The following is a 12,468-nucleotide window of genomic DNA, read 5'->3' on the forward strand; positions in this document are numbered from 1 at the left end:
CTCAGGAGCCGGTTAACAAACGGTTGCCCGAATCACTGATCTCTTCGGCGGTTTTCATCATCTTGATTTGCGCTTCAAACTGGCGGTTCATCGCAATGGAGGACATCATTTCACTAACCGCCGACACGTTGCTGCTCTCAAGAAAGCCCCCGCTCACTTTGATGTTTTCATCGCGCTGGGCTGGAACGCCATCGGCGGTGATCAGCATGCCCTGCGCGTTTTTCGCCAGATTGTTCACTGGTATATCCACCAGCTTCAGGCGGTCAATGTCCATGGTAGCGGTGACATCACCGTCGTCTGGCGTCACCGAGAGCGTGCCGTCGCTGCCAAAAGACGCAATGGCATTCGGCGGCAGGATGATCGGGCCGTTATCGCCTAACACCACGTTACCGTTGATGGTGAGCTGCCCCTGATCGTCCTGCTGGATATTGCCGTTGCGGGTATAGACTTCGTTACCGTCTTTATCCTCAACCGCGATATAGCCAGTGCCCTGCAAGGCTACGTCGAGTGGACGCTCCGTTTTCTCCGCGATACCGGTGCTGTCGTTCACCCCGCTTGGACTCTCCTTCGCCATATAGCGCGTATCGAATCCGCCGCCTTTCACTTTGTCATTACTCGCCATCGCCATATCCGCGCGAAACCCCGTGGTGTTGACGTTAGCGAGGTTGTTGGCGCTGATTTGCTGCTCTTGCAGCGTCTGGGTGGCCCCGCTCAGGGCGGTATATATCAAGCGATCCATTTATCCGCGCCTTACATTGCCTGGAACAGCGCATCATCAAGCTGCGTACTGGTGGAGATCACTTTCGTGTTCGCCTGGTAGTTACGCTGGGCCGTCATCAGGTCAACCAGTTCAGTGGTGATATCAACGTTGGAGCTTTCGAGCATGCCGGAGGAGAGCGTGCCGCAAGAACCGGAACCCGGTGTACCAATCAGCGGCGTGCCGGATTCCCCCGTTTGCACCCAGGCGGTGCCGCTCACCGCTTCCAGCCCATTTTCGTCGGGGAAGGTCGCCAGCACGACCTGACCTTGCAGCATGCGTTCACCGTTGCTGTAGGTGGCGTAAACTTTTCCGTCGTCATCAACCTGCACGCCGTTTTGGGTTGCAGACGCATAACCATTCGCGGAGTTGGTGGTGACGGAGAAATCAGAACCGTACTGGGTGCAACTGGAGTAATCGACGGTCAACTCAATCGGCGCGGCCGCATCGGTAGTGAATTCAACGGTCTGCGGCGTGGTCGGTGAGGTCAACTTGCCGGTGTTCGGATCGAACGTTAAGGTGGTTGGTGCTGCGCCGTCCTGAGCAGCACCATCAAAGGTATAATCAACTTCCCAGGTGTTATCCGAGGTTTTAGTAAAGTACTGGCAAACCGAGTGCTCGTTACCCAGTGAGTCATAAACTGTGGTGGTATAGCTGTCGGAATAAGACGCGCTGTTGGTGGGATCAAACGCGACCGTGGAACGATCAATGGTGGCATCACTGGCGTCAAAGTTAGCCGTAAAGGACAAGCTGTCTGACGCTTCTGCCGGAATGTTACCGGTCTGAATTTGGATATCGGACACCGTCCCGGTTTGCAGCGTACCGCTGTCATCAACCGGATAGCCCTGCAGGTAATCACCGGACGCATTGACGATATAGCCATTTTTGTCCGTTACGAAGGAACCGGCGCGGGTATAGGAGATGTTCCCGGCGCTGTCGCACATCACGAAAAAGCCATCATCGTTAATGGCCAGATCCAGCGCATTGCCCGTTGAGACCATAGAACCACCGGTGGAGATACTTTGCGCTGAACCCGCCACGCTCACGCCCATGGCCTGCGTCCCGGCATACATCGCAGAGAATTGGGTGGTCATCGATTTGTAACCCACCGTACCGGAGTTAGCGATGTTGTTACTGATCCCATCCAGTTGTTCGTTAACGGCGTTTAACCCCGTCGCTGCAATTTCATAACTCATTATTTATTCCTGTAATGTAAAATCAGATAACGTTATCGCTGTCAGAATTATCACTGCCGCCGTCGGTATCAGGTGGCGTGGTGTCATCGGAACCGCCGCTGCCATCAGTGCTATCCGGCACGCCGAACTGGGTGATCATGGTGAAAGGCACTTCCCCGACGCCGTCCACGTTAAGAACCGGTGTGCTGCCATCGAGCGGAATACGCACATCCTCAACCTCACCGGTGACTTCAATAGGTACTTCCGCTTCCCCGGTGTTGGTCACCACCGACACGTTGTAATCACCCGCCGGAATACCGTAATCAGCGGGATTAATATCGAAATCCACCTGCCCAGGTCCGACGGAGGTTTCCCCTTCCGGGATCAGCGATACGGTGTAGTCATCACCGGCGGCGTCAGTGAAATGCAGATCCACATCGGTACAGCTGTCGTCCAGCGTGACGCGCCCCTGAATCTCTTTGGTGTTGTCGGCAATATCCAGCGTGGTGGTTTGCACCATAATGTCGTCACCCACCAGATTCCCTAACGCCATGACCTGAATGTTGCTCATCAGCACGGCGTTGGTATTGGCCTGAACGCTCATCTCTTCCATCATCGCCACCTGCGCCATTGAGGCGAGCTGGTCGATATAGTCTGTCGGGTCCGCTGGATCGGTGGGATCCTGATTCTCAATCTCCGCCACAAACAACGTCAGGAACGTGTCCACGCCAGAGGAGTCCGTGGAGGTGGTTGTGGTTGTCGTAGTGGATGACGTGTCGCTGGTATCCGTGGTGGACGACGTGCTGCTGCTATCACCCAGGTTACTCGTGGAACCGACATTGTTCTCCGCCACCGCTGTCGGCTCTTGGGAAGAAGCCAGCGACTGCGATTGGGCATACAGAGCCAGGGCGTTCATTATGCTTCTCCTAATTTGAGTAAACTTTGCTGCATACTTTTGACGTTATTCAGCACATCAACATCCGTTTCAAAGTCACGGGACGCAGACATCATGTCAGCCATTTGCTCAACCACGTTGACGTCCGGGTACCAGACAAAACCATCCCGGTCTGCCATGGGATGGTGAGGCTCATAACGCTTCACCGCCCCGCCGCTTTGCATGACGTCCTGCACCTGAACGCTGGCGCCATCAATCGCGTGGCGGTTATGCGCACCAATCAGGCTATTGTGGTAAACGGCGGCAAAGACTGGACTACGCGCTTTGTAAGCCTGCGCCTCGCTGCTGGCGGGCGCTTCGGCGTTCGCCATGTTACTGGCGACGGTATTCAGGCGAATGGTTTGCGCCGTCATCGCCGAACCTGAAATCTGATAAATATCAGTAAACGACATGGTTATTTCCCTTCAATGGCCTCGTTGATACCGCTAAGTTGCAGGTTCAAGAAGGTCAGACTGCTTTGATAATCCATACTGTTTTGTGAGAACCGAGCCTGCTCGGTATTCAGCTCTACGGTATTGCCGTCCTCTGAGGGTTGCATCGGCACGCGGTACTTCACATCAACCTCTGGCATTACATTTGTTCGACTTGCCCGTTGCATCTCAGCGGCAAAATCAATATCTTTAGCTTTGAAATTTGGCGTATCGACGTTTGCCAGATTCGCAGTCAGTAACTCGGTCCTCTCAAGACGTAATTTCACTGCCTGCGGATGTACTCCCAACGCTTGCTGAAAACTGATTCCCATTTCTCGCATCACTCCTGCATCAATATCGCTGTTATAAGCAATATGTATGCCAACTTTTAAGTGATTGATGAGAAATGATTTTATGAAACTATCGTCCCGCAGCAGGAAGCCTTCCTTCCCCTTTGTCGCAATAACCCTGCTGGCATTAAGCATTGCCTTACCACTGCATGCCGCCGTCCATCCCGTTCAGCACAGCGCCCGGGAGCAGATCAACGCGCAGGTCCTCACTGCAGCAAGTCAGCAGATCGACGCCCTGGCACAAAAACAGCAGTGGCATGACTACCGCTATACCTTCAATGTCTATATCCCTTCGATGGTTGCGACCGCCCCACTCTGTCCTTCTGAGCCGCACATTAGCGCGTCATCTCCCGCCGAAACGGCCTTAAGCCGGATGAATTTTGAAGTGAGCTGTCCAGGCCACACAGGCTGGAAGGTCAGCGTGGCGGTGCGCCCGGATGTGTTTGTGCCAGTAGTGATGCCGAAATCGTTGATTGAGCGCGACACCGTGCTGACGGTGGATGATTTACAGTTGAAGAAATATCACATCAGCGGGCAGAGAAATGAGCTGTTGATGCAACTGGACGATGCCGTCGGGCTCACCAGCAAACGCACCCTGCAGCCAGGTAAACCGCTGACTCGCGCTGAATTAGTACAACCCATTCTGGTTAAGCGCGACCAGCCGGTAACTATCGTGTCGCATATGGCGGGGATCACCGCATCAATGCCCGGCGTAGCGTTGAAAAACGGCCGTAAAGGAGAAGTGATTAAAATCCGTAACACGAGCAGTCAACGGGTGATTAGCGGCGTGGTGGATGATACGGGCATCGTCAGCACGCTAACGGCAACGCAGTAACGGGATTTTTTGTGATGGAATTAAAGTTTTCTCCTTCACGGTCGCTTTTAGCAAGTAACAGAAGAATACGCACGAGGTTGCTATGAAAATAACCCCAACGCTGTCCGGTAACCGCCCTACGCCAACGACGTCCGGGAACAGTGCTGCCGACAAAAGCACAACGAAATCCAGCACCGTCAGCACCACGTCACTAACGGCTGATGATGTGACTCAGGCCGGGCTGCAGTCCGCTCAGCAGACGTTGAATGAAGACACGCAGGGCGATGTTGATTACGACAAAGTCGCACAAATGCAGGCTGCGCTGGCCAATGGCGATCTGCAGGTTGATACCGATCGGCTGGCAGGTGACATGCTCAGTTTTTTCCAGAAATAAGAGGTCAGAACCGTGAGTACTAAGCTGCAACAGGTGAAATTGTTGCTTCAGGGCATTCGGGAAGACGAAACGCTGTATGACACACTGCGAACTCAGTTGGAACAGCAGCGTTTGTGTATGATTCGTCGAGCCAGTGACGAGCTGTTGAGCGTCAATGAAGTCATCCAACAGCATTATGAACAGTTAAATAGCAGTAGCCTGCAGCGCCGCGCGATCCTGCAACAGCTGGGCGTGAGCGTCAATCGTCGCGGTCTGGAACAGGTATTTAGCTGGTTGCCCGGCCCACAAAAAAACGCCGCGCAAAGCTGGTGGCAGCGTCTGGAACAAAAAGCGGAACGCTGCAAATCCTATAACGAAAAGAATGGCGATCTGCTGATTCGCCAGTGCGAGTTCATTCAGTCGTTTTTGGGCACCGAGCCTGATTTTATTTACCAGCCTTAATCCTGCCACCTTCCGTTTTTAACGGAAGGCGCCTTTCCCCTGCAAATCTAACCCATTGATATATTAATTAAAAAAAACAGGCACGCAAATTGCAATACAGTGCCCAGATTTGAATATTGGAATTTCTGAGAACACGTTATGAGTACGATTAATTGCTACGAGCCTGACTTTGTCCGTGCATTTTTAGCCCACAACCCGGACTCTCCCTTGCATGTCCAGATGACGTGGCAACATGAAATCCGCCAGAGCCTGGCGTTAACAGACATCGCCAGTTGCACAGCCGCCCTTGGCGATGCCAATGCTTTTGTATTGCATGTCACCCAGAGTGATTGCAACTCACAGAGCGCCCTGTTATCACCACGCGATCGGGTGCTGAATCAGGCCGCACTCAATGCCGTAACGATTGCCGGTTTAACGCCAGACCTGCGTCTGTACGCGCTGGGCATTATGCTTTCGTGGTCCGAAAAGCTGCCGGGCGACGACGCCGACACGCTGGCAAAAATTGCCTCACAGCCCAACGTCCTTGCTGACTATGCCGCAACGGGAAAATTGCAGAATCAATTTTCACGTCTACCGGCCCTGCCACAATTGCAATGCCATTTGCTGTCTCTGATGGGCGGCTTGACCTTCGACTGGGAGATCCTGCCCGAAAGCCCGCGCAAAATGACGCTGCCGCTGCAGTTGAGTTTGCTCATGATGCAGGATGCCAACAGCGAAGCTTTGCTGCTCCAGCAATTACAGAAACAGTGGCATAAAGCCCATCAGCAGTACTTTGCCGAGGAAGCCTGGATTTTCAGTAACTATCTGATCTATCGCCTCTACCATGACACCTTCCCGCAGCATGAGAGCGCCAGCATCACCCAACGTCTGTTTGAGCTGGTCACCGATTTTTACCTGATCCGTACCCTACTGAGCCTGTGGACGCTGGACGGCTCGCCGCTGAGCCAGGCTGACATTTTCGCGCTGTTTACATTGCTTGAGCGCTGGCGCCACAGCGAGGAATCAGCCTCAGTACGCCAGCAGGTGCAGGCCATACTGCCAGCGGATTATCTGCTGTCTGCTTTTTCACTGCTTATTTGTTAGCGCCCCTTGGCCGGGAATCTACCGGCCCTTTTTTCCGTGAAGTCATCATGTCCAAATCCGCTAAAACTCGCACTATTTTGCCTGGCGTCGTTAAGACTCTGGATACCGGTCGTGAAAAACCGTTTGTCAGCGTCGTTACGCCGACCTGGAACCGTGCCGCTTTCTTGCCCTGGCTACTGTATATGTTCCGCTATCAGGATTATCCGGCGGATCGCAGAGAGCTGGTGATCCTCGATGATTCACCGCAAAGCCACCTGCCGCTTATTGAGCAACTGACGCAAGGCAAACCTGGCGCATTTAATATCCGTTATATCCACCATCCGGAAAGGCTGGCGCTGGGTAAAAAACGCAATATGCTCAATGAACTGGCGCAAGGTGAATATATTCTGTGTATGGACGATGATGACTTTTATCCGGCGGATAAAATCACCTATACCCTTGCGATGATGCAGCGCCATCGGGCGCTGATTTCCGGTTCAGACCAGATCCCTATCTGGTACAGCCACATCAATCGTATTTTTAAAACCCACCGTTTTGGCCCACAAAATATTCTCAACGGGACCTTCTGCTATCACCGTAACTATCTGAAAAAACACCGTTATGATGATGAGTGCAACCTAAGTGAAGAGGCGGGGTTCACCCATAATTTCACCGTTAACCCGCTGCAACTCCCTGGAGAACGCACCATTCTGTGTATTTCACACAGCCAGAATACGTTTGATAAAGATTTTGTACTGGGAGCCAGTGAACCGTTGCAGACCAGCCTCGAGCAGGCAATCCCCGATCCGATGCTGAAAAACTGGTATCAGAGCCTGCATAACGCCACCCACCATCAGCCGATCCACTGGGATGCCATCGATCAGGTGGTGATCGTCAACCTTGATGCGCGCGCGGATCGTCTGGGACAGATCCAACAGGAACTTGCCCGACTGAATGTCCCGGCGGAAAAAATCACCCGCCTGGCCGCCTGCGAAGACGTAAATGGTCAGTTGGGCCGTCGCCAGTCTCATTTGCAGGCATTGCATCTGGCACAACAGCATGGCTGGAAAAACTACCTGTTACTGGAAGACGATACCGTTATTCTGAAGCAAGAGAAGCACATCGGCGTGCTGAATGCGCTGCTCAGCGCCCTGCCAAAATTACCCTGGGAAGTGATCCTGCTCGGCGGTGAAATCAAACAGGGCACGGTTTTGAAAAGCCTCAACGGGATGATCCATGCCCGCGATTGCCGGAAAGTGTGCGCCTACCTGGTTAACGACCATTATTACGCCTCGCTTGCAAGGCAGATGGCGCAGGATCCGTCCGAGTCGCTGGAAGCACAATGGCAGCCCCTGCTGCGCGACGGAAAATGGCTGGCCTGCTATCCGAGCATTGCCTACCAACGCGCGGGCTATAGCGACATCGAAAAGCAGGAAACAGATAATATTCGTTTTTATTTCAATAAAATAAATAAAGCCCCCGCTAACTTTCAATCGGTAACTAGCGCACCATCTCAGCCCGTTAACGCGATAGATAATACGATCGCCTTCTTTATGGAGACCTCATTTCATTATGCCGTCTATCAGCCAATCATTGCCGCACTGCAAGCAATGGGGCATCCATGCTCGTTGCTGGTAAACGATCGCATTCACAAGCCTTTCCTTGATGAAATGGCGGCAACCATTAACGCTATCAACGACCCAACATTGGGTGGCGCACGTATTTCTGAAGTTATTCAGCAACGTAAACGTTTCAAATGTCTGGTCAGCCCCTACTACACGCCGGCTCTGAAAGATTTGGCCGATATTCACGTTCGCGCCATGTACGGACTGGCAAAAGAAGAGTGGAATCATGCCTGGTGGAATACGTTCTACCACCGTATTTTGTGTTACAGCCATTACAGCAAACAAGCGCTGGATATTAACGACAGCGCGAAGGTGGTTGGAAATCCCCGCTTTGATCGCTGGCATCAAGGACACGTTGAGACATCTCTCCCGGCATCGCTGAAATTTGATGCCAAAAAACCGACGCTACTGTATGCCCCAACCTACGGCGCATTAAGCTCACTACCGCACTGGGCGGAAAAGCTGAGCCATTTAAGCCATGACTTCAATATCATCTGCAAATTGCACCACGGTACCAGCTCTCGACCGGAAGAGGCCGCTTCGCTGACGTTGGCGCGCAAGTGTTTTAAAAACCGAACAGATGCGCCGGATCACGTCCTTCCGCTGCTCGCGAAGGCCGATTACGTCCTCACCGATAACAGCGGATTTATCTTCGATGCCCTTCATGCCAACAAGCGCGTCATCCTCCTCGACTGGCCGGGTATGCAGGCGTTACTGGATGGGCAGAAAAGTTTCTCCAGCCCCCGCAGTGCCGACCAGCAGATCCGAGCGATTTTACCGGTCGCCAGCGATATGGTGGAACTCAGAAACCTGCTGTCCAGCTCAAACAACTGGAACGCGTTACAGGCGCCATTGGACGAGATCCGCCAACATTATTGCGACGCGTTTATGGATGGTAAGGCGGGGAAGAGAGCGGCCAGTGAGATTGCAGAGGTGCTGGAAAACAGCTCTCTGGTGTCAATGAATACGCTACTGCTCAGTCTGCAGAAAAAATTATTCCCATGATGCTTCCAGACTTCACAGGATAGAGATAAATGACCAGCCCATTAGTGAGTATTATCGTCACCAGTTATAACCACGCTCAATATCTTGAAGAGGCACTGGAAAGTGTTTACAAACAAACATGGAAAAATATTGAGGTTATTATTGTTGATGATGCCTCTACCGACAACTCTCAAAAAATCATCAAGAAATACCAAAAAAAACACCAGTGTAAAACGATTCTGAGAGAAGAAAATTATTACTCCCAACACATTAAAAAAGGTGAAAAACCAATAATACAAGCAATGAATCTTGCACAAGGAAAGTACATTGCTGTCGTCGACTCAGATGATCTAATCATGCCCACAAAAATCTCGCATCAGGTAAACATGATGGAGAAAAATACCAACTGTTCAATGTGTTACAGTGCTGTGCAAGTTATCATGCCTGATGGCTCGATCTTTCCATACAATAATATATTCCTCAATGGCGATGTGTTCGAACATATGCTCATCACGGGTAATTTAAGCCTCTATATTGGCTCACTTATCCGCCGAGATGCTTATTTAAGAATTGAACGTTCCCCTCCTGATTTAGTACAGGAGGACTGGGACATGTTTTTAAAGCTTGCGAAACAAGGGGAGTTTATATCTTCTGAGCGAGTCGTGGCCAAGTATCGTCGCCATAATAATAACACATGGTTCAGAAGAGATAATAGCAAGTTAATGTACCGTAACAGAATGATGATCCTCAACCAATGGAAGCATGAACCTGCATGGGTAAAAGCAATAGATAGCCGTTGGAAACAATATGCGCATCCAGATCATACATTGTTAAATAAAGACATTGATGACTTACTTATTGACGATCCGACTGATGCTCTTTTACATTACCAAGGGTATTTAGTTGCCTTAAATCATAATAACGTTAACAAAATAACATATCACATCGTACAGGCAATTATCCATTGCGATTCACGCTTACAGATCTTGCCAGAACTTTATCGCATAGCGCTTCGTCATATTGATGACCAGAAAATCAGAGAACTCATTATTTTAAGTATCAAGTCGAGATTACCTGACTCTTATCAAACAATAATCAATAACTTATCTCAGGAACATTAATAATGAAATCTTTGCAGCAGAATCCCATTACGGTTACAAAACCCTTTATGCCTCCGCTTGAAGAGTTTTTACCTTATTTAGAGGATATTTGGTCATCACGACAATTAACTAACAATGGCAGCATGCATCAGCGACTTGAGGAGCACTTAGCCGCTTATTTGAACGTCCCGTATATTTCATTATTTTGTAACGCAACAATCGCACTCATTGTAGCGATGCAAGCACTAAGAATTAAAGGTGAAGTCATTACCACCCCTTACTCATTTGTTGCAACTACCCATAGTATACTCTGGAATCAATTAACACCGGTATTTGTTGATATTGATCCTGAGACTCTTAACATTAATTCCAGGCTCATTGAATCCGCAATCACCAAAAACACCGGATTAATAATGCCTGTTCATGTTTATGGACAGAGCTGCAAAACTGAAGAAATAGAAGAAATATCAAGCAATTATGGCATTCCTACCCTCTACGATGCTGCGCATGCTTTTGCGATCGAAGATGTTGGTGGCAGCATCCTGCGCCATGGCGATCTTTCAGTACTCAGTTTTCATGCAACAAAAGTTTTCAACACGTTTGAAGGCGGCGCAATCGTTAGTTACGATAAAAAGACAAAGACACGAATTGATTACCTTAAAAACTTTGGTATCGCCGACGAAGTCACTATTGTGGCTCCCGGTATCAATGGAAAAATGAATGAGATACAGGCTGCATTCGGTTTATTACAATTGAATTATGTAGATGATGCTATCGCTAAACGTAAAAAAATCGATCAGCTATATCGTCAAAACCTGGTCGGTATCAAAGGTATAAGAATACTGAATAATACCAATTATAAAAGCAACTACAGCTACTTTCCGGTATTCATCGAATCAGACTATAAAATATCCAGAGACGAACTTTACACACGCTTAAAGAACAATAATATCCTGACCCGACGATATTTTTATCCACTACTGTCTAATTTGATGATGTATCAAAAAATGCCCGGAGCACAAAAAGAAAATCTACCGGTAGCAAACTATGCTTCGGAACACATCCTGTGTCTACCAATCTACCCGGATATGACATCTGAGGAGATTAATACAATTATCGAGTTTATTGCAGCATGACTAATATACTTATATTTCCGGCAGGGACAGAAATTGGTAAGGAAATCTATTACGCCTTACGCCATGATAAGCACATCAATATTACACTGGCCGGGTCTGATTACGACAGCCACGCCCGTCACTGTGCTTGCGCATATCATGTCATTCCGGACATAGCGCAACCGAATTGGCTGGATGCCTTGCAGCAACTACTCCAGTTAGAAAAGATCGATTATATTTTTCCGGCACATGACGATGCTCTACTTGCACTCTCTGAAAAAAGAGATGCTCTTTCAGCAACGGTGTTGTGTCCCCCCCATGAAACCTGCCACACCACCCGTTATAAAAGCAAAACATATCAGTCTCTTAGAAAAATATTACCTGTTCCTGCGGTGTATACTGACAGTAACAAAATTACGCAGTGGCCGGTTTTTGTGAAACCCGATCGTGGACAGGGAGCGCAAGGCGCCAGCTGTATTGAAACGCCAGAAGCCTTAGCGTCGCTTCTTGCCCAACAAAGTGATCTGATCGTTTGCGAATACCTTAGCGGGGATGAATATACCGTTGATTGCTTTTCCGACCGCGACCGGGGATTGCTGTTTTGCCAGCCGCGCACCCGCTCACGGATTCGTGCTGGAATTGCGATGACGTCGAGGCTGGTCACGCTTGAACACGTCGAGGAATATGCTCGTGCTATTTCAGATCGATTTCACATGCGTGGAGCCTGGTTTTTTCAGCTAAAACGCGCCGCGACAGGTGAGTTGACATTATTGGAAGTCGCTCCACGTATTGCCGGTACAATGGCGCTAAATCGCGTGAATGGCATCAATTTTCCTCTACTTACTGTCTATGAAGCAATGCGGAAAAAGATTGCTTTGCTCCCCGTCTGTAAAGAACTGCAGATTACCCGTAGTCTGTCTAATCAATACAAGCACAGCATACAATTTCAGCATGTTTATATCGATTATGATGATACCGTTATTATTAATGACAAACTCTGCCTGCTTGTCATTACCTTTTTATATCAATGTATTAACCACGGAATATCAATCCACTTAATCACTCGTCATGCTGGAGATATCCATCTCGAACTTAATACACGTCGTATTAGCATGCTTTTTGATTCAATAATACATTTAGATAAAGATGCAAAGAAAAGCGACTGGATTAAACAGCAAAACTCTATTTTTATCGATGATAGTTTTTCAGAACGGATGGAAGTCTTTAACGCTAAAGAAATCCCAACCTTTGATATAAACATGCTTGAACTCTTAATTCGTGATTAA

General features: G+C 49.4%; 13 protein-coding genes. 8 read left to right on the forward strand and 5 right to left on the reverse strand.

What is annotated here, in order from left to right; translation table 11 throughout:
• Nucleotide 1: 1 nt before the first annotated feature.
• Genes AC3ITF_RS17715 through AC3ITF_RS17735 form a run of 5 tightly spaced genes read right to left on the reverse strand, consistent with a single transcriptional unit; the run spans nt 2 to nt 3,629 of the window.
• Nucleotides 2-739 carry a flagellar basal body rod protein FlgF gene (locus AC3ITF_RS17715; protein ID WP_135912530.1) on the reverse strand — a complete coding sequence of 246 codons (738 nt, stop codon included), beginning with the start codon at nt 737-739 and terminating at the stop codon, nt 2-4.
• 11 nt (nt 740-750) lie between these two features.
• The gene (gene flgE, locus AC3ITF_RS17720) at nt 751-1,953 is read right to left on the reverse strand and encodes a flagellar hook protein FlgE (protein ID WP_117342031.1); all 1,203 of its coding nucleotides are present in this window, start codon (nt 1,951-1,953) and stop codon (nt 751-753) included.
• A 22-nt stretch (nt 1,954-1,975) separates the two neighbouring features.
• Nucleotides 1,976-2,848 carry a flagellar hook capping FlgD N-terminal domain-containing protein gene (locus AC3ITF_RS17725; protein ID WP_117342030.1) on the reverse strand — a complete coding sequence of 291 codons (873 nt, stop codon included), beginning with the start codon at nt 2,846-2,848 and terminating at the stop codon, nt 1,976-1,978.
• On the reverse strand, nt 2,848-3,279 hold the full coding sequence (gene flgC / locus AC3ITF_RS17730; protein ID WP_117342029.1) for a flagellar basal body rod protein FlgC: 432 nt from the start codon (nt 3,277-3,279) through the stop codon (nt 2,848-2,850). Before flgC ends, AC3ITF_RS17725 begins: the two co-directional genes overlap by 1 nt.
• Nucleotides 3,280-3,281: 2 nt before the next feature.
• Nucleotides 3,282-3,629: a flagellar basal body protein gene (locus tag AC3ITF_RS17735; protein WP_117342265.1), complete on the reverse strand. Its 348-nt coding sequence runs from the start codon at nt 3,627-3,629 to the stop codon at nt 3,282-3,284.
• Between the two features lie 82 nt (nt 3,630-3,711).
• On the opposite strand from AC3ITF_RS17735, the gene flgA reads away from it, so the two are divergent.
• From flgA to AC3ITF_RS17775, 8 genes are all read left to right on the forward strand, one after another.
• Entirely contained in the window at nt 3,712-4,482 is a 771-nt protein-coding gene (gene flgA / locus AC3ITF_RS17740; protein ID WP_146717494.1) for a flagellar basal body P-ring formation chaperone FlgA, read from the forward strand.
• 82 nt (nt 4,483-4,564) lie between these two features.
• Complete coding sequence (gene flgM / locus AC3ITF_RS17745; protein WP_146717495.1) at nt 4,565-4,855, forward strand: flagellar biosynthesis anti-sigma factor FlgM; 291 nt, start codon at nt 4,565-4,567, stop codon at nt 4,853-4,855.
• A 12-nt stretch (nt 4,856-4,867) separates the two neighbouring features.
• Entirely contained in the window at nt 4,868-5,296 is a 429-nt protein-coding gene (gene flgN / locus AC3ITF_RS17750; protein ID WP_117342026.1) for a flagellar protein FlgN, read from the forward strand.
• 138 nt (nt 5,297-5,434) lie between these two features.
• On the forward strand, nt 5,435-6,379 hold the full coding sequence (locus AC3ITF_RS17755; RefSeq protein WP_135912532.1) for a lysine-N-methylase: 945 nt from the start codon (nt 5,435-5,437) through the stop codon (nt 6,377-6,379).
• A 47-nt stretch (nt 6,380-6,426) separates the two neighbouring features.
• Complete coding sequence (locus AC3ITF_RS17760) at nt 6,427-8,988, forward strand: glycosyltransferase (protein WP_489175894.1); 2,562 nt, start codon at nt 6,427-6,429, stop codon at nt 8,986-8,988.
• 29 nt (nt 8,989-9,017) lie between these two features.
• On the forward strand, nt 9,018-10,088 hold the full coding sequence (locus AC3ITF_RS17765; RefSeq protein ID WP_153879449.1) for a glycosyltransferase family 2 protein: 1,071 nt from the start codon (nt 9,018-9,020) through the stop codon (nt 10,086-10,088).
• A gap of 2 nt (nt 10,089-10,090) precedes the next feature.
• The gene (locus tag AC3ITF_RS17770; RefSeq protein WP_153879450.1) at nt 10,091-11,203 is read left to right on the forward strand and encodes a DegT/DnrJ/EryC1/StrS aminotransferase family protein; all 1,113 of its coding nucleotides are present in this window, start codon (nt 10,091-10,093) and stop codon (nt 11,201-11,203) included.
• On the forward strand, nt 11,200-12,468 hold the full coding sequence (locus AC3ITF_RS17775) for an ATP-grasp domain-containing protein (protein WP_181218993.1): 1,269 nt from the start codon (nt 11,200-11,202) through the stop codon (nt 12,466-12,468). Before AC3ITF_RS17770 ends, AC3ITF_RS17775 begins: the two co-directional genes overlap by 4 nt.

The sequence above is a fragment of the Citrobacter sp. KH_055_1 genome (genome assembly GCF_057838705.1).